The sequence below is a fragment of the Paenibacillus sp. FSL P4-0184 genome (assembly GCF_038004625.1).
Lineage (GTDB): Bacteria > Bacillota > Bacilli > Paenibacillales > Paenibacillaceae > Paenibacillus_AQ.
On the sequence record NZ_JBBORN010000001.1, the window covers coordinates 3,605,020 to 3,624,906 of the forward strand.

The 19,887-nt window shown below is 43.7% G+C and carries 18 protein-coding genes; 15 read left to right on the forward strand and 3 right to left on the reverse strand.

Going from position 1 to position 19,887, the window contains the following annotated elements; genetic code table 11:
- Positions 1–151: 151 nt before the first annotated feature.
- Complete coding sequence (locus MKY52_RS15735) at positions 152–472, reverse strand: transposase (RefSeq protein WP_341052207.1); 321 nt, start codon at positions 470–472, stop codon at positions 152–154.
- A 422-nt stretch (positions 473–894) separates the two neighbouring features.
- Between MKY52_RS15735 and MKY52_RS15740 the strand changes: the two genes are divergently transcribed.
- The 4 genes from MKY52_RS15740 (at position 895) to MKY52_RS15755 (ending at position 5,389) form a co-directional block, all read left to right on the forward strand.
- Positions 895–1,800, forward strand: a complete 906-nt coding sequence (locus MKY52_RS15740) for a GNAT family N-acetyltransferase (RefSeq protein WP_341052208.1) — start codon at positions 895–897, stop codon at positions 1,798–1,800.
- Between the two features lie 845 nt (positions 1,801–2,645).
- Positions 2,646–3,185 (forward strand): RNA polymerase sigma factor, encoded by a 540-nt coding sequence (locus MKY52_RS15745; protein WP_341052210.1) that lies wholly within the window; start codon positions 2,646–2,648, stop codon positions 3,183–3,185.
- Positions 3,182–4,300 carry a hypothetical protein gene (locus MKY52_RS15750; RefSeq protein ID WP_341052211.1) on the forward strand — a complete coding sequence of 373 codons (1,119 nt, stop codon included), beginning with the start codon at positions 3,182–3,184 and terminating at the stop codon, positions 4,298–4,300. Before MKY52_RS15745 ends, MKY52_RS15750 begins: the two co-directional genes overlap by 4 nt.
- A 72-nt stretch (positions 4,301–4,372) precedes the next feature.
- Positions 4,373–5,389: a LacI family DNA-binding transcriptional regulator gene (locus MKY52_RS15755; protein WP_341052213.1), complete on the forward strand. Its 1,017-nt coding sequence runs from the start codon at positions 4,373–4,375 to the stop codon at positions 5,387–5,389.
- A gap of 87 nt (positions 5,390–5,476) precedes the next feature.
- On the opposite strand, the gene MKY52_RS15760 is transcribed toward MKY52_RS15755, so the two are convergent.
- Positions 5,477–6,427 (reverse strand): sugar kinase, encoded by a 951-nt coding sequence (locus MKY52_RS15760; protein WP_341052215.1) that lies wholly within the window; start codon positions 6,425–6,427, stop codon positions 5,477–5,479.
- A 345-nt stretch (positions 6,428–6,772) separates the two neighbouring features.
- Here MKY52_RS15760 and MKY52_RS15765 point away from each other — a divergent pair, with 345 nt between their 5' ends.
- The 5 genes from MKY52_RS15765 to holA all read left to right on the forward strand — a co-directional run bounded on the left by MKY52_RS15765 (position 6,773) and on the right by holA (position 11,356).
- Positions 6,773–7,414: a bifunctional 2-keto-4-hydroxyglutarate aldolase/2-keto-3-deoxy-6-phosphogluconate aldolase gene (locus MKY52_RS15765; protein WP_042130419.1), complete on the forward strand. Its 642-nt coding sequence runs from the start codon at positions 6,773–6,775 to the stop codon at positions 7,412–7,414.
- A 236-nt stretch (positions 7,415–7,650) separates the two neighbouring features.
- Positions 7,651–7,887: a hypothetical protein gene (locus tag MKY52_RS15770; RefSeq protein ID WP_042191032.1), complete on the forward strand. Its 237-nt coding sequence runs from the start codon at positions 7,651–7,653 to the stop codon at positions 7,885–7,887.
- Between the two features lie 384 nt (positions 7,888–8,271).
- A complete protein-coding gene (locus MKY52_RS15775; RefSeq protein WP_036677530.1) occupies positions 8,272–8,820 on the forward strand; it encodes an RNA polymerase sigma factor in 549 nt (182 codons plus the stop codon).
- The gene (locus MKY52_RS15780) at positions 8,817–10,058 is read left to right on the forward strand and encodes an anti-sigma factor family protein (protein ID WP_341052217.1); all 1,242 of its coding nucleotides are present in this window, start codon (positions 8,817–8,819) and stop codon (positions 10,056–10,058) included. Before MKY52_RS15775 ends, MKY52_RS15780 begins: the two co-directional genes overlap by 4 nt.
- Before the next feature lie 278 nt (positions 10,059–10,336).
- Positions 10,337–11,356, forward strand: coding sequence for a DNA polymerase III subunit delta (gene holA / locus MKY52_RS15785; protein ID WP_042191027.1), 1,020 nt, complete (start codon positions 10,337–10,339; stop codon positions 11,354–11,356).
- 248 nt (positions 11,357–11,604) lie between these two features.
- On the opposite strand, the gene rpsT is transcribed toward holA, so the two are convergent.
- Positions 11,605–11,877 carry a 30S ribosomal protein S20 gene (rpsT, locus tag MKY52_RS15790; RefSeq protein ID WP_042130412.1) on the reverse strand — a complete coding sequence of 91 codons (273 nt, stop codon included), beginning with the start codon at positions 11,875–11,877 and terminating at the stop codon, positions 11,605–11,607.
- A gap of 248 nt (positions 11,878–12,125) precedes the next feature.
- Between rpsT and gpr the strand changes: the two genes are divergently transcribed.
- The 6 genes from gpr (at position 12,126) to MKY52_RS15820 (ending at position 19,821) form a co-directional block, all read left to right on the forward strand.
- Complete coding sequence (gpr, locus tag MKY52_RS15795; protein ID WP_042191024.1) at positions 12,126–13,127, forward strand: GPR endopeptidase; 1,002 nt, start codon at positions 12,126–12,128, stop codon at positions 13,125–13,127.
- A 156-nt stretch (positions 13,128–13,283) separates the two neighbouring features.
- A complete protein-coding gene (locus MKY52_RS15800; protein WP_341052219.1) occupies positions 13,284–14,657 on the forward strand; it encodes a stage II sporulation protein P in 1,374 nt (457 codons plus the stop codon).
- Between the two features lie 63 nt (positions 14,658–14,720).
- On the forward strand, positions 14,721–15,206 hold the full coding sequence (locus MKY52_RS15805) for a hypothetical protein (RefSeq protein ID WP_341052221.1): 486 nt from the start codon (positions 14,721–14,723) through the stop codon (positions 15,204–15,206).
- A 134-nt stretch (positions 15,207–15,340) separates the two neighbouring features.
- The gene (gene lepA / locus MKY52_RS15810; protein WP_036677511.1) at positions 15,341–17,155 is read left to right on the forward strand and encodes a translation elongation factor 4; all 1,815 of its coding nucleotides are present in this window, start codon (positions 15,341–15,343) and stop codon (positions 17,153–17,155) included.
- A gap of 108 nt (positions 17,156–17,263) precedes the next feature.
- Positions 17,264–19,069: a sensor histidine kinase gene (locus MKY52_RS15815; RefSeq protein WP_341052222.1), complete on the forward strand. Its 1,806-nt coding sequence runs from the start codon at positions 17,264–17,266 to the stop codon at positions 19,067–19,069.
- On the forward strand, positions 19,054–19,821 hold the full coding sequence (locus MKY52_RS15820; protein ID WP_149647635.1) for a response regulator transcription factor: 768 nt from the start codon (positions 19,054–19,056) through the stop codon (positions 19,819–19,821). Before MKY52_RS15815 ends, MKY52_RS15820 begins: the two co-directional genes overlap by 16 nt.
- The last annotated feature ends 66 nt before the right edge of the window (positions 19,822–19,887 follow it).

Consider the following 19,887-nt stretch of genomic DNA (forward strand, 5'->3'; position numbering starts at 1 on the left):
GATCTTTTAGCATCACCACCCGAAATCGGTTCTGAGTGACTTACATAATTGGCAGGTCAAATCCTGCTCAATCGTTCCCGTGAAAGGGCGTTTGCGTTCTCTTGGAATCGGATTCTGGAAGGTCGTATTGTTACGAAGCCGAATCACAAAATTACCGATTTTCTTGCTCTTGATAGTTGTCAAATACCTTATGCTTGCCATACGCCCGGTCTGCTACCAAATTATATCTCCAGTCCAATAAGTCTGGGCGGCTCTTCGGATCAGGTTCATATCCCGTCGTTTCGGTAACTTTGTGCAATTTTCCGTGGTCTCCAATGATCCCTACGTGTAGCTTAATACACGCTTTTTGACCTTTGTGTGGAGCCCAAGGCAGCCGTCCCAACCCTACCGTAATTGTGGTAAAATCAACGACCAGCAACTCCTTTGGAATGCCGAGTACACGCCGAGTCTTTTGATTGCACAACCCAATCATAAGATCTAGCAAACGCTTGAATAATTTAAAAAGGAACGTCTTTGGCTTTTTTGGAGAGAGTAGAATGATCTACAGAACGTTGCCAACAAAGGGCCATTCGCTGCTCTCCGTCCCGGTATCCATCCCACTGATGGAAGGTGGCTTCGCTCAAAATAGAAACAAATCATATACAGTAAGCTTTCTTGCCACATCAATATACTTCAGCTCTTTAAGAAGATGGAGTACCTTTTCCTCGGGAATCACCAATTGCAGAATATTCGATAATGAAGTAGACTTTCTCAACTCATAGTTTCCACTCGAAAAATGTTTGTTTTGTGAACGTACGGATCATATTCAGTAGTATAAAATAATAATAACTATTTATGATATATGCTTCATTTTGCATCCCCCTTAATATGAAATTAAAGAGAGGGGCGTGGAAAATGAACTTTAGTTTTAGAAGCTACCGTTCAGAAGATCTGTTAAAGGTACGTCATTTTCTTATTCAAAGTTATAGTAAGCTAAAGACTCCAAATACCTGGCTTATAGACCGCTGGGAATTCGTTATTTTTTTTCAGGAGACGAGAAGTGGAACGCTGGAGCAGTGGGAACAAAAAGTGGGTTTATGGGAGTATGACAATGGGGAGGTTGCTGCTGTAGTGTGCAGGGACGATGGGTTTTATTTTCAGTGTGACGAGATAAATCCTCCGGAAAAATTACTTGAAGAAATGTTCGCTTTTGCTGAACAAAAAGCTGAGGAAGAGAATGCTGGTTACGTAGAGCTGTATGTGCCAATACCGGAGAATATGACTTCTGCGGCGGAGGTTGCTCGTAAGAGGGGGTATCATCTAACGGGTGGTAAGGAAAGCGTAAACTCCTTGCGATTGGATAAGGAATTTCCTGTGGAGCTCCCCTCTGGATTCAGAATTTGCAGCGGAGATGAGATCGAAGCTACTTCAAAAGCGCTAGGACATGTTATGGCCTTCGACTATGCAGAAACGGTGGAGGCAGAGCTCACGCTGCTGCATTATGGGAATATGAGTAACGCTCCAAGCTATAATCCGCAGCTGGATCTTAGCGTTGTGAATGACGCGGGCGAAGTGGTTTCCTTTTGTAATATTTTTTGGGACAGCAGCAATAGAATTGGTGTTCTGGAGCCTGTAGGCACATCCGTTAATTATCGAAAGCTGGGACTGGGGCGGGCGGTCCTGCACGAAGGATTTAACCGTTTAAAACAACTTGGAGCTAGTAAAGTTTACGTAGGTTCGATGCAGCCTTTCTACGAGAAAGTGGGCTTTACTACAGAAGTTTGGTTGCAGGTGTGGGAATATTCAGGTCACACAGATTAAGTTGCTCCGGCTGCCCCCAACACTGGATCTGTCAGCAGTACCTAAACTGATAACGTACTATGGAAAATCCCCTTGATGGGTAAGTCATCAAGGGGATTTTTGGGTTTGAGCTCGGCAATCATATGCAGCACAGTAATCTCATACGTCGCACAGCAATCATACTGCCACAGCAATTATGCGCTGCAAACGGCCTCTGATTACACTTTGTGCACGTCTGTTGATTAGCTAAAAAAGCCTTCCATTCTAAAGGCAAAGTTTGCAGCGTAAATAAACGATCAAAATCGGCAAACGTTAACTTTATGCTCCAATGCACCACAGCATTTCCTTGGTCGAACAGGAACTTAAGTAACACCTAAACGAGTAAGGCAGTGTAGAGCTGAATTGCTTGAAAAGCTCAAAAGGAACATCTTTAGCTTATTTAGAGAGCGTGGAATGGTCCACCGTTCTGAGGCTACCCAAACCCATTCGCGCTTCACCATCTCGATATCCTTCCCACTGCTGGAACGAAGCTTCAGCCAAAAACAAAGAGGTCGTAGACAGTGAATTTCCGCGCCACATCAACATATTTAAGATCTTGAAGGAACGGCAGGATTTTCTCCTTGGGAATCACAGATTGCAGAATGTTCGAGATTGAAGTAGACGTTCTCATGAGGTCGCCTCGTTTCGGATCATCCCTATCATATATCCACACACCACCAATGAACGGTTTAAACGCTCATCGGTGGTGTTTTTTTATAGACAAACTTACTGATTATACTGTTAAGTAAAGAACAACCCAATTATTAATTTTATAGGGAACTTTTTCAAGTTTGAAAAGTCATATTAGGCAAGGGGTGAGACGAAACATGCTAAGCGAAGATATGCCATATGCAGAAGCGTATGCGTCCGAAATGACCTTGCGGGAAATGATGGAGGAGTATGGATCAGATGTGTGGAACTATGCTTTTTTCTTAAGTAGAAGCCGTGAGCAAGCGAATGATATTAGCCAAGAAGTGTTTTTGAAGGCATATAAAAATGTGGGGAAGTACCGGGGACAATCGTCGATCAAAACTTGGCTACTTACGATTACTAGAAATACAGCCTTTAGTTGGAGTAAAAATAGCTTTTGGCGCAGATTCATACCATTTGGGGATCAACCTGTCATTATAACTGCTCCGTCTGCAGAAAAAGAAGCGCTCGGCAAACAGTATGCGAACCGAATCTGGGAAATTATTATGACCCTACCAGATAAGAACAGAGAGGTGCTAGTACTGGATATTCAGCATGGGCTATCGATCAGCGAAATGTCCGATTTACTGAATGTACCACAAGGGACTGTGAAATCTCGGCTTGCGCGCGCGAGGGAGAAGGTTAAGCAAGCCATCCAGAAGGAGGAGAGAGAATGAAAGGCAAAGCTGATAATAGTAATCCAGTGATGATCGGACAGACTGATTGGTATGCACAAGCAGGCAAAAGGCCTTTTATTGAAGATGGCTTTACACCTGAGCTGATGATTCAGATCGAACAGGCTGCTACGCTTAAAAATAAAAATCACAGACGTTATCGAGTAAACAAAAGTGTGCTACTGACCAGTGTGGCTATGATTTTGTTGATAGGTGCACTTAACTTGCCTATAGGCGCATGGAAGAGTCATGGTCCAGTCCAATCTTCATCGGTGCAGTCACAAGCTGCAGGGATACTACCTTCTTCTACTCCTGCTACTAATGACAAAGCGTTAGAGCCTCCGACAAGTCCAGCAGAGTTTGAGATTAGCGGTAAGAAATATTATATGCCTTTGCCAATGAGCAGAGATAAGACTAAAGCATATGCCGTTGAGACAACAGCGGGAATCCTCTGGTCGCCGCCGCCCCCGATGGTTGACTACAAGAAGCCAAAGTACACACATCCTACAGAGCCGTTCACCCTTTACCTGAGCTCGAAGGACCAGACGGAGCTATCGGCTTCTTCGGCTAATAGGATATATACTTTTCCTCTTTATGCGGGAGGGGCAAGTACCTATCAATATTTGAGTGGGGTTTTTGGAGCGGGAGATTATGTCCTGTTAACTTCTTACAAAAAGACTCTTGGTGTAGGTATGTATGAGGATGGTAAGTTTTCGATACTTAATGTTAAAAAAGCAGCGGCAGGGGAAACTGTGGTACCTATCGCGCTTAAATCCTTTGATTATACACTATTAGATTACAAGTCAATAATTGCTGTTGATAAGGAGCATGAGCAACTCGTATTTAGTTACTTAGAAGATACAGGGGATAAAAAGTACAAAGAGAAAACCGTACTTTATGATATGGAGACCATGAGCATTCCAACACCCGCTATAGCAATTAGGTTTAAAGAGATTACAGGGCAAGCATTAATCATGGATTATAGAGTGGACGGGGAACAACGTAAAGCGGATATTCTTCTGAAAAATGGATTGGGGTGGCTGGATGAGAATTGGGCTTTTTTATCGGAAGAGCAACAAAATAAGCTTTATATGGATTATTTGAATTCTACTCCTTAGTAGATAATTCACCCAATAAAAGCTATACTTTTTGATAAAGTATTTTCTTTTGAGAAGAGTGGAGCCGAAGAGATGAAGAAGTTAACGATTGATGATGTGGCTCAAAAAGCGGGAGTGTCGAAGAGTACGGTCTCCCAATTTTTGAACAAACGTTTTAAATATATGAGTGAAGCGACGAAGAATCGGATCGAGGCTGTGATTGAGGAGCTTAATTATCAACCGAATGGACTTGCACGCAGTTTGAAACAGAATCGGACTCATATGGTCGGAATCATCGTTGCTAATATCGATTATTCGCTGTCTATTCAATGTATCCGGGCGATCGAGAACGAGCTGCAGCAACACGGAATCCAAGTAATCATATGCAATGCCGATGAGAATGCGGAAAAAGAAAGCAAGTACGTCGAAACCTTAGTTGCCCGCCAGGTGGACGGTTTGATTATTTTTCCGACGGGGAACAATCCATCTGCATACAGCCGACTAATAGAGGCGGATTTTCCGTTAGTGTTTATGGATCGTCTGGTAGATGGAATCACTACGCAGAGTTTGCTGCTCGACAATGAAATGGCGGCCAAGATAGGTGTGGGACAGCTTACACAGCAAGGCCATGAGCGAATTGCTCTGGTCACCCTGCCGCTAGGGGAACATGCTATTACCCCTCGTAAAGAGCGGATCAGTGGTTATAAAAAAGCGATGGAAGAAGCGGGCCTAACGCTACGTGAGGAGTATATTTGTAGTGTGCCAAAAGAAGAATTAGCTGCAGGACTGAAGCGCCTTTTAGCGTTGCCGGAACCTCCGACAGCGCTATTGGCTACGAATGATATCACGCTAGCAGAGATTTTGAAATATGCGAATCGAAATGCTATCGCTATTCCGGAACAATTGTCTGTCATCGGTATAGATGATGCGGAGTTCGCGCAAATTTATAATCCGGTCATTACAACAATTCGTCAGCCTGCTTACGAAATGGGCATGCAAGCTGCTAAGATTATACTCTCTTGTATCGAGGATAAAGGTGCTTCGGTTCCTATCACTTATCGTTTTCCGCCGACCTTGCAACAAGGGCAGTCTGTGAAGTCTTATAAATAAGCATAGGCTTTAAAATACAAAGAAATGCCGTTCCACAGTTCAACTGTGAGACGGCATTTTTTAATGACTATACTCAAATCTATGTGCTTAAACCTCCTGCTGCATAAACTTCGCAAGCTCCTCAGGGGTCGGAAGTCCATCCATATCGCCAGGCGACATAACGGCTAACGCACCGATCGCATTGCCACGTTTGACGGCCTCAACAATCGGAAGCTTTTCCAGCATCGCACTGATTACACCAACGGCAAACCCATCACCTGCACCTACGGTATCAACGACCTGCTCTACCTTAAACCCGTCTACATAACCTTCTCCTTCAGCGGATTTATAGTAAGCGCCTTCAGGTCCCAGCTTGATGACGACTAAGCTGACACCACGCGCCAGGTAATAGTCCGCAATCTCTTCTGGCGTACTTAGACCTGTAAGAATCTTACCTTCACCGAGTCCTGGAAGAAACCAATCACAGCGTGTAGCCAGATCATTGATCGTCTTCACCATCGTTTCTGTATCCGGCCATAAGCTAGGGCGCAGATTTGGATCGAGAGAGACCGTCTTTCCTTGTCGCTTCATAAACTCCATAGCATGAACAGAGAATTCATGACAGCTCTTGGATAAGGCGGCGGAGATACTTGTTACGTGTAAATGTCCTGCAGCATTAAAGTATGCCTCGTCAAAATCAACCAGACTAAGCTTGGAGGCTGCGGAATTTTTGCGGAAGTATTCGACTTTAGGATCGCCTGTAACAACCTTTGATTTGATTAACATACCCGTTGAATTTTCTTTAGTAAAAGTAATGTTGGTGGTATCAATGTTCTCTTTCTTCATTGCTTGAGCAATGAAGTGACCAAAGTTATCTTCGCCAAGCTTCGTAACATAACCTGTAGGATGATTTAAGCGCGATAAGCCTGTAGCAACATTGCTCTCGGCACCTGCCAACGCTTTGGAGAACGAAAATACTTCATGCAGGGGACCCGTTTCATTCGCATAAAACATCGCCATCGGCTCTCCGAAAGTGACGGCATCCAACTGTTTACTCATTTGAGTTCCTCCTAGGGTAATGAATTTATCCCAGTATAATGATGTATAATTTGAAATTATCACATAAATCGGTTTTGTACAATAAAAGAATGATTTTTAATCCAAAAGGTGTTTTGGATAAAAGAAAACAAATGACCAATTAATCCTTATAAAACAAGGGTTTGTTGGTCAATTATATAAATTTATATTTCTATATTCATAAAAATGTATTGACTGTTAACTGTATTGTTATTACTATCTGATTATAGATTATATCGTTTTGATTAGTAAATTTAATAAAAAAGTTTATCTGAATTAGTATTTCATATTCATCTATGATCGTACCAAGAGAAAGGGAGTCTACTGATGAAGAAAATGAAAGTATTGCAGAATGTGGCGTCGGTTGGAGTTGTAGCCGTTATTCGTGCTGATAGTGCTGAGGAAGCTTTTAAAATGTCCGTTGCTTGTATCGAAGGCGGTTTGAATAATATTGAGGTAACTTTTACTACTCCAGATGCGGATGTGGCGATTAAACGATTGGTAGCGGAGTACGGAGATCGCGCAGTGATTGGAGCAGGAACTGTACTTGATCCTTTAACGGCGAGAATAGCCATTCTTGCAGGCTCGGAATTTGTGGTCAGTCCCTCTTTTGAAGCAGAGACAGCTAAAATGTGTAATCTTTATGGTATTCCGTACATGCCTGGCTGCATGACATTAAATGAAATGAAGGAAGCATTGAAGTTTGGTGTGGATGTGCTTAAGTTGTTCCCTGGCAGTGCGTTTGGTCCGGATTATGTGAAAGCGGTTAAAGGCCCTATGCCGCATGTGAACATTATGCCAACAGGTGGCGTGGATCTGAATAATATGGAAAAATGGATTGCCAACGGCTGTATAGCAGTAGGAATCGGGGGTAATTTGACTGCACCTGCGAAGGATGGTCGATACGATCAAATTACCGATCTTGCGGCTCAGTATGTGGCGAAATTTAAAGAGGTAAAAGGTATTTAATTCTGTTTTTTCTTAATTCGAATAGATAGATTTATTGAAGGTTGTATAGCTGACGCATGTCAGCCGTACAACCTTTTTTATATACATATTTTCCGGCATTCAGATTTTCTTACATTATATGTTTTCATAAAGTATAGAATGAGGACAAAGGCAATAAACTATAAAGTAGAAGAGTTATGATGTTTGACTGACGTCTACGAATTGGAAAGGTTTATTATCGGACCGGGAGTGAGTATATGCCTGCTTATCATGATAAAAAGCTGTATCTTGCAGCTGATGAAGAGGATGCGGAATACGTAGAAATTGCGTCGGCATTCCATGGTTGTAAGGTGACGGAAGGCCAGATCTATAGATTAGAGAGGAATTACAATAACCCTCATATTTTTGAGAATGGAGAGGCGTATGTTGTGGATGATGAAACTAGGGACAACTACGCAGTGTTCATGCTCTGCAAGATTGTGTTATATAAATAGAGTTATGTGCTCGATTCTAAGGTTATTTCTTGTCTACTGACGGCTTCTTTTCCGACAGGAGGATAAGCCGTTTCTTTTGGAAATGGGAGATATTTCTTACCTAAACGCTTGCCGGCTTTATTGAGATGCCGAAGGCGTTTATACTTGTGTCATTTTTGTTATAAAGTTATTCAAAAGAGTATTTGAATGATTGAAGTTTCCCCTGTATGCTTAGTAGGGATTATTGGCTGTGAAATGCTATGAAATGTGCGATAGCGCTTTATAAAAGATGGCTTAACATGACGTTCTAAGAAAAGTTTGGTATTCTAAAAATATTAATTACAGGGTTGCAACAAATTCGCAGTCTTGCGCGTCAGTAAGATTGCATAGAGAGGGGGAACCTTCGTGGTGGAGCAGGGACTCATCAGAGCCGCTCAAGCGGGCGATCGCGACGCTCTAATCACCCTATTGCGAGAAATTGAAGGGCATGTATATAAAACCGCCTTCTACATTTTGCATAATGAACAAGATGCGCTGGATGCATCTCAGGAGGCCTTGATCCGGGTTTATACCAAAATCGGTTCATATGAGGAAAAGGCCCAGTTCAAAACGTGGGTTCAGCGAATCGTTACCAATATTTGCATTGATAAATTCAGAAGAACTAAACCTACAGTTTCTATTGATGAGCATGAAATGGTGTTTCAGGATAAACACAATGTGGAACGTGAGGTTCTATCCTCTTATTTAGCTGAGGATATACGTGAAGCGATTGATCAATTGCCCGAGCATCATCGGACAGTCATCGTCCTGCGCTATTTACAAGATTTTTCTTACAACGAGATTGCAGACTGCCTGGATTTGCCTTTGAATACAGTGAAATCATATCTGTTTAGGGCCAGACAGCAGCTGCAGAATAGACTTCAGGAGTACCAGAAAGGTGGTGTATCGGGATGAAATGCGCGGAGGTGATGGAATGGATGCACCGCTATATAGACCAAGACTTGAGCCAAGATGAGATTGTTGAGATGTTCCGTCATATCGATAATTGTCCTTCCTGCGCGGAAGTCTTTGAGCGGCTGACGCTTCTCTCCAAAGAATTGGAGCAGTTGCCAGACGTGAAACCCCCGTTTAGTCTGGTTGACTCTATTTTACCTCAGCTTGCAGAATTGGATCGAAGCAGTCGTGAACAAAGCGCTGTGAGAACCGAGGAACCAGTTGTAGTTCCATTTTCACGTGAAAGCTCCCGCGGTAAACCTTCCAAGGGAACCTCTATAGCAGCACGGACAGGCATTGGAGCTATCGCAGCTGCCGTAATATTAGGGATCGCTATTTTTAATATGCCGGATAAAATGCCTGGGGCAGAGGTAGAACAAATGATGCAGGATAGTAGTAAAGCGACCAGCGATAGTGCTAATAATATGGCTATTGGATCGCAAGCCTCTACTTCTGCTGAATCATATGAGGCTGCGCCTGCTAATAGTGGAACGGATTCGGGGGCTCTACCAGCTGCTCCTGATGTGAATGAAGATAACGCTGCATTAGATAGAGCGATGGGGCCGGTAGACCCTGCGTCGATGCCGACTTCTCCAACAGAAACTAATGCTGGATCTGGAGGACGGTCGATACCAGAACCAACAAATAATGTGAAGCCCAATCCTACGGAGAAGATTATGACGCCGAAGCCGGATACTGTAACGAAAGTTCAAACTCCGGATACTAGTGCTGGCGGTAATAATCAGTCCAAAGCTGATAAGAAGGATCAATCTGCTTCTATGGATAAAGGGATCGCAGCTGATTCAGCGCCACCTACGGAGGAATCATTAAAGACTTCTGATGACTTCGGAATGGGCGTTATGGGTTTTAACATTTCTAATGATTCTAATGTACAGACTTGGACTTCCCCTGATGGGCATTATGCCGTTGAGTTTGCTGGATTACAGCTTGTTATTTATAAGAATTCACCCGAAGGTTCAGTGGAAGATAGGATAGCAGTGACTTCTTATCCATTAGAAGGAAATTGGATTTCTGGAGAATGGTCGGCGGATAGCTCGCAGTTCACGTATGTGACGGAGAAGGATGGTGTGAATACCACTAAGGTGTACACTGTACAGGAAGCAGCAGCTTCTTCAACGCCGGTTACATCACCTGGGGCGACACCATCGAAGACTCCATCTTCAACGTCAACAAATTAAATTGAGGCTGGAACATTTTTCGAAGTTTCAGAATATACTATAGCAACCGGACAGGAACTAGAAAGTATAGGATTTGAAGAACATCGGTATGACCGTCGGATGGGAAGTTTCTAGGGCTTCTCACTCCGGCGTTTATATAGATGCGCCGCTTAAACGGAGGGGCTTTGGCCATGGCTGCCAGAGTTTCTCCGTTTTTGCATGTGCATTTATGTCGTTTTTTTTGCTACAATAGGAATCTGGGCAAATTGGGCTAGATGAATGGAAAAGGAAGTGGCGGAATGGATGCCAAAACGGCGATAAAAGAAATCAAACAAGGGAAAATCTCACCGCTGTACCTTTTGTACGGCAGTGAAAAATTTCGAATGAATGAATTCGCGGCATTGCTGGAAGACCAGCTGATTGCCAAAGAGGATCGCGATTTTGCGGTTATTCCCTTTGATCTCTCTGAGACGCCGGTGCAGGCTGTGGTAGAAGAAGCTGAGACTGTACCTTTTATGGTAGAGCGTAAATTATTGCTGGTGCGGGACGCATCGTTATTTACAGCGGGAAAAGAAAATGCCAAACTTGAGCATCGTATAGATATTTTAAGTGATTATTTGCAGCATCCTGTAGATTTCAGTGTGATCGTCTTTATGGTGAATAGTGACAAGCTGGACGAGCGTAAGAAAATTGTGAAGACTGTTAAAACGGCGGGTACGGTATTAGCTTTCAACCCGCTAGGGGCAGAAGAGCTGCTACGCTGGGTAGAGAAAGGGATTCGTGAGCGGGGTTGTACGATGGCACCTGGCACCGCAGAGATTCTTATCACTAATGCCGGGACAGGTTTGCAGGGCTTATCCGCGGAAATGGACAAGCTATGTTTGTTCGCTGGTAAGGGCGGAACCGTAGACGCAGAGGCAGTAGAGAGTCTGGTGCATCGCGGAACGGAACAAAATGTGTTTACGCTTGTAGAGGATATCGCTAATCTGCGTCTAGATAAGGCGCTTGATACGCTGTATGAGCTGTTGAAGCAGCGGGAAGAACCCATTAAGATTGCTGCGCTGGTTGCGCGGCAGTTCCGAATTATTTTACAGGTGAAGGATTTATCAGCACATAGTTATTCGCAAGGTCAGATTGCCTCTCAAATTGGACTTCATCCTTATGCAGTAAAGCTTGCAGGGGAGCAGGCCCACAAGTTCTCAAGTGAACGTCTGCGGCAAATTTTAAGTGCACTAGCTGATCTGGATTATAAGATGAAGACAGGAGCTATAGATAAAGTGCTTGGTCTGGAATTGTTTATGTTGCGGCTAGGTACTTGAACTAAGCAGTGGAAAAAGTATATGGAGATGATCCATCTATGAAAAATGCCTAATCGGAATAAAAGTAACTTATTCAAAAGAGAAAAGTTGATCATTTAAGAAAACTACCTTCCTAAGGTGGTTTTTTTTCATTCAACTAACGTCTAAAGGAAACTATTACTTATATTTATAGAATAGTAGACACAAAAAAACCCAACCGTATGAAACATAGCGGTCAGGTTCTTCAATTGCTCATTATGAATGTCGTCCTAGGCTTGAGCCTTAAGAGCGTTCAATTTCTTCGCCAAGCGGGATTTTTTGCGGGCAGCCGCATTTTTATGAACCAGACCTTTAGTTACGGCCTTGTCCAGCTTTTTGGAAGCAGCTTGGAAAGCAGCTTGAGCAGTTTCAACTTCCGTACCTGTCAGTGCTACATCAGCAGTTTTCACAGCTGTACGAAGCGCGGATTTTTGGGAAGCGTTCAGTGCACGGCGTTTTTCGTTCGTGTTTACGCGTTTAACCGCGGATTTAATATTTGGCATTGCATTCACCTCCTGTAAGACATTCGAAATCATTATCAAATGATTCACAACTTAAAATAGTTTAGCATGACCGGTAGTAAAAAGCAATACTTAAAGCTTTCAAATTAAACCATTTTAACCTGCATAAACAAGGGCTTTCTCTCGCACACTATCGACAAAAGAGCATAGGCAGAAGCTTGCAATTTGAGTTTTTGTTAGAAGTAACTCAAGGAAGTGTCTACTCACAAAACTTTTAGGAGGCTGGAACAATGGAACCGGATCTGCAGCTATATTCGGTACGCACGGACTTGGCGTTAGAGGCAAAGGAAATGGCTCAAGGGCCACAAAGGACGCCAATCCCTGGTGTAAACGAAGAAGTGGAAGAGTCTGATGGGATAAAAGTTACCCGGCTTGGTGTGGCTAACGCTGCCGGATCACAGGCGATAGGTCGCGCGATTGGGAATTATGTCACGCTTGAGGTACCAGCATTGCGCAATGGAGATACTGGCTTGCAGCAAAAAGTAGCTGAAGTCTTTGCTCGCGAATTCGAGGACTTCCTGACTAGGATTGGGATTGGTAAGGATGCATCTGTACTGATCGTTGGACTCGGTAACTGGAATGTGACTCCAGATTCATTGGGGCCGCTGGTGGTGGAGAATGCGCTCATTACTCGGCAATTTTATGAGCTCGTGCCGGATCAGGTCTCTCCAGGCTACCGTAAGGTAAGTGCTATTGCTCCCGGGGTGTTAGGGTTGACGGGTATCGAGTCGAGTGAGGTTGTACAGGGGATCGTGGATCGTACAAAGCCAGATCTTATTATTGCTATTGATGCGCTGGCATCCCGTTCGCTTGAACGGATCAATACGACGATTCAAATTGCCGACATCGGTATCCACCCCGGTTCGGGGATTGGTAATAAACGACGTGGATTGACGCAGGAAATTCTGGGTGTTCCTTGTATTGCTATCGGTGTTCCTACAGTTTGCTATGCTTCGACCATTGTAAATAATGTACTGGAGATGATGAAGAATCATTTCGGACAAGGAGCTGGTCACACTAAGGAAATTATGGGGATGCTAGACGATATTTCTGAGCAGGAACGATTGTCATTAGTGAAGGAAGTACTTGAGCCACTAGGACATGATTTGATCGTTACACCGAAGGAAATCGATGAATTTATTGAAGGCATCGCCAATATTGTAGCCAGTGGTCTGAACGCGGCCCTGCATGATGCGGTCGATCCTGAGAATGTCGGCGCTTATACCCACTAATTGAATTATAGCTAGCACAAGTCCGGCGGGATGCTGATGTACAGTATCTCGCCGGACTCTATGTCTATTCTCTCATTTACGGTTCTACTATTTCTCTTTCGCTCATAGATTTGGAGTATAAGAGATTACAGAGGGCTGGAGGAGGACATAAATATAATGAATAAAAAATGGTTTCAGCTTTGGAACATCGGCCGTTTACGTGGAAGAGTGCTGGATGCTTTATCGCTGGGAAGAACGATGCTGCTGTTGGCCGGAGGTTCGCTAGTATTTTTTATGCTGCTTGGCGCTGGTGGATTGGCCGGACAGAAGTTGAACTCTTCACCCATTCCATCTATGAAGGGGCTTGCGGCCTCCCTATCGAGTGGATTTTTCATGGAGCTGTTGGGGATGGAGGTCCCCCATTTACCGCAAGGGAAAGAGCCTTCCGCTTTTTCAGGTGAAAAAGTAACTTCCTTTGTATTTCAATTGCTGACCAGTGTGAATCCAAGTGATCCGAAGAGTCTAGTTTCTCGTGAAGTGCCAGGCTTGGCAGCGGATGATCCATTTCTTTTACGAAAAGGCTCGGGTGGCTCTACAGGAGCTCCTGTTGATTATCATCCGGGAACGGATGAACTGGCTGAGGGTGGAGGGGAAGAGGTTGATCCATCGGTTCCAAACGAAGTGGACAAGCCCGAAGATACTCCAGCACAGCAGCCTGAAGCGACAATAGCTCCGTCTCCTGAGCCATCAGGAGCTGCGGGAGGTATGGATAAGAGTGATCCGCAAAGCGAGACAGATAATACCAAGGACACCTCAGTTAAACGGATCCTTATCTATCATTCACATCCTCGGGAGGCCTATAACCCTCTACTAGGAGTAGCGAACGAAAATCCAAGCTCTGCGGTTTCAACTAAAAATGTAATGCTGGTAGGATCATATATTACGAAAAGATTGGAACAACGCGGGATTGGTACAGTTCATGCCAAAGAAGATTTTCTAACAAAAATTGCCGACTATAACTGGAATTTTTCTTACAAATACTCTCGAATGTTGGTTAAATCTGCAATGAGCTCAAACCAAGAAATGAGTGAACTTATCGACATTCACCGCGACTCACAGCGTCATGGCAAAACAACTGCAGTGATTGATGGGAAAAGTTACGCTCAGGTGTATTTTATTATCGGACATGCGAATAAAGATTGGAAGAAGAACGAAGAGTTTGCGAACAAGATTCATCAAACGATTGAAAAGAGTTACCCAGGAATATCTCGCGGAATATGGGGAAAAGCTGCGGGTAAAGGAAACAACGGGGAGTACAACCAAACCCTCTCACCTAATAGTGTCTTGATTGAAGTGGGCGGTATTGATAATACAGCAGAGGAATTAAAACGTACGGCTGATATCTTGGCAGATGCTATTGCGGATGTGTATTGGAGCAGTCATGACTCGGAGAAGGTAAACGCAGCTGGCAAGGCGAAGAATCCCACAACCCAAGAGAGCAAGGGACAAACCAATGCTACAGCACCTCAAAAGTCGAACGGAGCTTCTTAAGCTATAGAAATTTAATTAGAATAAACAGCCTTATTACCAAGAATTTAAAAAGGAGTGGCTTACATGTCTCGTTTCGGTAAAAAACTGGTTATGGTCGGTATTTGGGCAGGGGTCGGCATACTGTTAGGTATGCAGTTCAGCGGCAACGGAGGGGCGACTGTCTCTAAGCTGTTGCCAGGCTGGACCGACCTATCGACTACGCCAACCAGTCAAGTGACGGGCATGCAATCACAGCCGATTAAGAATGGGGTTACACAAGGTGGGCAGACTTATGTGTATGTTCCGATGGTGATCGACCCTATCACAGGTGCATATACGCCTGTTTCTCCATTGCCTCAGAATAGCAATCCTGCGCCAACTACAGATCTTCCTCAGAAGGTGGTAGATGGGTATAATACGAAAACTCCAGAGCAGATTCTGATTCCTGAGGAACAAAAGCCGACAGTCGATGTGATAGCGGATAAAACGGCAGGCCTTCTGCAGCAAGCTTCTCAGAAGGGCATACGCTGGGTAGTCTCATTGTTCGATTCGGCGGAAGAATCACAATGATTTCAGGAGAAACAGTTATTTCACGGGTACGTGAATAGCTGTTTCTTCTGTTTTACGTAAGGGCGGGATTGATGGAGTAAGCTTGTACTGTTATAATAAGTGGATTAATATCAGGCTGTCTGTGGGGGTAAGGAATGACTGACGTTCAGAAAAGACAACAACAAATTCGCAATTTCTCGATTATTGCACATATAGACCATGGTAAATCGACACTAGCTGACCGCATTTTGGAATACACGGGGGCACTAACCACGCGTGAAATGCAGGAACAGGTACTCGATCAGATGGATCTGGAGCGCGAACGTGGTATCACAATAAAGCTGCAAGCCGTGCGTTTAACCTATCGTGCAGACGATGGTGTAGAGTATTATCTCAATTTGATTGATACACCGGGACACGTCGATTTCACCTATGAGGTTTCCCGCAGTCTTGCAGCATGTGAAGGCGCACTGCTGGTTGTGGATGCGGCTCAAGGAATTGAAGCGCAGACACTGGCCAATGTGTATTTAGCACTGGATAATAACCTTGAAATTCTACCTGTGCTTAACAAAATTGACTTGCCAAATGCTGACCCTGACCGGGTAAAGCAGGAGATTGAGGATGTTATCGGGCTGGATACCAGTGAAGCGGTTATGGCATCTGCCAAAGCCGGTATCGGAATCAAGGAAATTCTGGAGCAGGTGGTGAAGCAGGTTCCTGCGCCATCCGGTAATTCAGAAGAGCCGCTTAAAGCGTTGATTTTTGACTCTCATTACGATCCTTACAAAGGCGTTATCGTTTATGTGCGCGTAATGGACGGTAAGATCCGTGCGGGATCGAAGATTAAGATGATGGCAACTGAGAAGACCTTCGAGGTCATTGAAGTTGGCGCATTTATGCCGCGTATGACCATTGTCGATGAATTGAACATCGGGGATGTTGGATTTATCGTAGCTGGGATCAAGCATGTTGGAGATACCCGTGTCGGTGATACTGTCACTGACGCAAAGAATCCTACTGCTGAGCCGCTTCCAGGTTACCGTAAGATCAACCCGATGGTATATTGCGGTTTGTATCCGATTGAGACCTCCGATTATAACGATCTTCGTGAGGCATTGGAGAAGCTCCAGCTTAATGATGCTTCACTAAGCTTTGAGCCGGAAAGCTCGAGCGCGCTTGGATTTGGTTTCCGTTGCGGATTCCTTGGACTCTTGCATATGGAGATCATTCAAGAGCGGATTGAGCGCGAGTTCAATTTGCCGCTAATTACAACAGCACCGAGTGTTATTTATCGAATTATGCTGACCAATGGCGAAATGATTCAAATCGACAACCCGTCACATTATCCGGAAATCGGAACGATTGACTACATTGAAGAGCCATATGTTAAAGCAGCGATCATTGTGCCTAACGACTTCGTAGGTACTGTAATGGAGCTGTGCCAGAACAAACGCGGCGAGTTCGTAAATATGGAATATCTAGATACTAATCGTGTAACGATTACGTACGAGATTCCGCTGTCAGAGATCGTTTATGATTTCTTTGATCAGTTGAAATCCGGTACGAAAGGATATGCTTCTTACGACTATGAAATTTGCGGATACCGTCGTTCGAATCTGGTCAAGATGGATATCTTGCTTAACAATGAGCAGGTCGATGCCTTGTCCTTTATCGTTCACCGTGATCGTGCATACAACCGCGGTCGTATCATTTGTGAGAAACTACGTGGGATTATCCCTCGTCAAATGTTCGAAGTGCCGATTCAAGCCTCTGTGGGTACGAAGGTGGTTGCGCGTGAAACCGTTAAGGCGATGCGCAAAAACGTACTTGCAAAATGTTACGGCGGTGATATTTCGCGTAAGCGGAAGCTGCTAGAGAAACAAAAAGAAGGTAAGAAACGCATGAAGCAAGTAGGTAGCGTAGAGGTACCACAAGAAGCATTCATGGCAGTACTGAAGATCGACGAGTAGAAATTAGGTAGAGCCGGGAGAATATCCCGGCTCTATTTTTTTGCGCAGGAGAAGATTACAATAGGGTGGAAGGATTGTAAGCACATACACTGTAAGGGGAGTCCTCTTTTGAAACGATTATATTTGAAACTTACGCCAAGTACCTTTAAGAATCGGATTTTGTTAGCTTTCTTACTGTTGGTACTAACACCCATTGCCATGCTCGTTCTGTATAACTTCAAAGAGACAGAACAAATGCTTCAGGATAATGCGGAAACGAAGAACATAGAGCAGCTTATTGGGATTAAGAATGGTTTTGTTGATCTCATGAGTCTCGTGATGAAAACAGGGTCATTACTTGAACAAGATACAACGATTTTATCGATAATGAAGAATCCCGAGCAATCGGATGAAATCACGAGAAAAAAACTCGTTGAAAACAAGTTTGGAGCGATTGAAAATACATTCTTCATGAGTGGAGCGACGGTGTATTATACTTTAATCGACCTTCATGGAAACGCATACACTTCCTTTATGCCGAGGGAAACCTTGAGCTACGACGAAATCCAATCGGAGGATTGGGTTCAAGCATTGAAGCGAGAAGGAGCGAATCGATATATATGGAATCCGAATGACAAGAATAATGTGGTCCGGGAAAGTACGACAAGTAAGAAAATGCTTAGCCTCTATGAGGTTATGCGTGATAATGGTTTTAACATTTATGCCTATGCAAGACTAAGTATCGATTATGAGGAGTGGTTTATTAGATCAACGTTAGGGAGTAAACAGGAAGGGTCTTTTTTTCTGCTCGATGCCTCAGGGAGAATGATGCTTAACCCGGATAAGGATAAGACCTTTTCTCCGGATATTGCGCAGAGTATTGTGAAGAGTGACCACCAGCGGCAGACAGAGCGTGCTGCATCCATCATCGATCCGAAGGAGAAAAGCTTATACACATACAGCTACATCGAAGAGTTGAATGGTTATGTCGTTAAAAAGGTACAGCTAGCACAGTTATTTCTTGAGGTGTATAAGCAGAAGCAACGATTTTTTGCTGTATTTGGAGTCATACTACTGCTATTTGTTCTATTAACTTATTTTATATCATCGACGATTACAGTGCCGCTAAAGAAGCTGCAGAAGAAGATGGAGATGACCGCTAAAACGAATCTCAAAATGAAATTACCCGAACAAGGGCGGGGAGAGATTCTTGCACTGACTCAGAGTTTCAATATAATGATCCATGATTTAAATGAGCTGTTGCAGCGTCTTCAGCTTGAAGAAAAACAGAAGCAATTCGTTCGATTTCAGGTGTTGCTCTCGCAGATGAATCCACATTTCCTACTAAATACATTGAATACGATAAAGAGCATCGCCTTAGATAAAGATGATGATGAAATTTATGAAATTTGTGTTGCACTAGGCAAAATATTGGAAACAACCTTAAATACGGAAGTGGATTTGATTCTGTTAAAGGATGAGATCGTACTAATTGAATCTTACATGGAGATTCAGCGGCAACGCTTCGGACATGGGATTGAGATTCAATATGATATCACCGAGGAACTACAATACGCATTAATCCCTAAATTCTGTCTTCAGCCCTTAATTGAAAATAGCTTGATTCACGGCTTCGGTCAGTCTGTGAAACAAGGGAGAATTGATATTTCCGCTAAGGTGACTGGACAGCAACTATATCTGCAGGTTAAAGATAACGGCATGGGGATAGATAGAGCACAGCTGAATAAGGCTGCACGGAAACGAAAAGGAATCGGTGTTCAGAATATTAGGGAGAGCTTAGAGCTGTTGTTCAAGAATCAACGGACAGGCATGGACATTGTATCATCAGACACAGGAACTGAAGTGATTATCCATTTTCCACTTCTTATTTCAAAACCTTACGATGGAGGTAAGCTCACATGTGGAGAACGTTAATTGTGGATGATGAACAACCCGCGGTTAAAAGTATACGGAAGCTATTCTTAAAGGCTGGAATCCCGTTTGAAATTATAGGTGAGGCGGAGAATGGAGAAGTAGGCTTGCAAATGATTCGTGAGCTACATCCAGATGTGGTAGTGACGGATATCAATATGCCAGTGATGGATGGGGTGAAGCTCCTTCAAGTTGCGCGAGAGGAAGGCTTCGACTGCCGATTTGTAATGTTGACCGCATTGAGTGAATTTGAATACGCTCGGCAAGCGCTCGTATTTGGAGCTTCGGACTACATTCTGAAGCTATCTTTAGATCTCCAAGGTTTGAAGCAGACCATGGATAAGGTTCATGCCGAGCTGGAGCGAATGGTGAAGATGAAAAAAGCCGATAAATGGTTTCCTGAGAAGCAACAAACGGGACCGACAGATCATGTGGAGATGAACAAAATAATTGCTTATATTGAAGAGCATTATTCTGAGGACATCTCGCTCAAATCCATGTCAGAGTTGATACGAATGGATGCCAGCTATATAAGTGACTTATTCAAGAAAAAGACAGGGAAAACGTTGACGAATTATATTCAAGAGCGGCGTATTCAGGCTGGAAAAATGCTGCTTGCAGAGACGAAGCTAACGATTAGTGAGATTGGGCAGCAGGTGGGCTTTGAGAACGATAATTATTTTATTAAAATTTTCAAAAAGTGGTGTGGCGTCACGCCAAATGAATTTCGCAAAGAACCAAAAAACGTTCTATAGTTTCCCAAATGTAGTTCATCCCCCAGAATCCGCTCTGATGATAAAGTTATAGACGTAGAGCACAAC

Bases quoted from the DNA above. Each gene is read 5' to 3' on its own strand.
- MKY52_RS15735 (WP_341052207.1), bottom strand. From the start codon at position 472: ATGATTGGGTTGTGCAATCAAAAGACTCGGCGTGTACTCGGCATTCCA.
- MKY52_RS15740 (WP_341052208.1), top strand. From the start codon at position 895: ATGAACTTTAGTTTTAGAAGCTACCGTTCAGAAGATCTGTTAAAGGTA.
- MKY52_RS15745 (WP_341052210.1), top strand. From the start codon at position 2,646: ATGCTAAGCGAAGATATGCCATATGCAGAAGCGTATGCGTCCGAAATG.
- MKY52_RS15750 (WP_341052211.1), top strand. From the start codon at position 3,182: ATGAAAGGCAAAGCTGATAATAGTAATCCAGTGATGATCGGACAGACT.
- MKY52_RS15755 (WP_341052213.1), top strand. From the start codon at position 4,373: ATGAAGAAGTTAACGATTGATGATGTGGCTCAAAAAGCGGGAGTGTCG.
- MKY52_RS15760 (WP_341052215.1), bottom strand. From the start codon at position 6,427: ATGAGTAAACAGTTGGATGCCGTCACTTTCGGAGAGCCGATGGCGATG.
- MKY52_RS15765 (WP_042130419.1), top strand. From the start codon at position 6,773: ATGAAGAAAATGAAAGTATTGCAGAATGTGGCGTCGGTTGGAGTTGTA.
- MKY52_RS15770 (WP_042191032.1), top strand. From the start codon at position 7,651: ATGCCTGCTTATCATGATAAAAAGCTGTATCTTGCAGCTGATGAAGAG.
- MKY52_RS15780 (WP_341052217.1), top strand. From the start codon at position 8,817: ATGAAATGCGCGGAGGTGATGGAATGGATGCACCGCTATATAGACCAA.
- holA (WP_042191027.1), top strand. From the start codon at position 10,337: ATGGATGCCAAAACGGCGATAAAAGAAATCAAACAAGGGAAAATCTCA.
- rpsT (WP_042130412.1), bottom strand. From the start codon at position 11,877: ATGCCAAATATTAAATCCGCGGTTAAACGCGTAAACACGAACGAAAAA.
- gpr (WP_042191024.1), top strand. From the start codon at position 12,126: ATGGAACCGGATCTGCAGCTATATTCGGTACGCACGGACTTGGCGTTA.
- MKY52_RS15800 (WP_341052219.1), top strand. From the start codon at position 13,284: ATGAATAAAAAATGGTTTCAGCTTTGGAACATCGGCCGTTTACGTGGA.
- MKY52_RS15805 (WP_341052221.1), top strand. From the start codon at position 14,721: ATGTCTCGTTTCGGTAAAAAACTGGTTATGGTCGGTATTTGGGCAGGG.
- lepA (WP_036677511.1), top strand. From the start codon at position 15,341: ATGACTGACGTTCAGAAAAGACAACAACAAATTCGCAATTTCTCGATT.
- MKY52_RS15820 (WP_149647635.1), top strand. From the start codon at position 19,054: ATGTGGAGAACGTTAATTGTGGATGATGAACAACCCGCGGTTAAAAGT.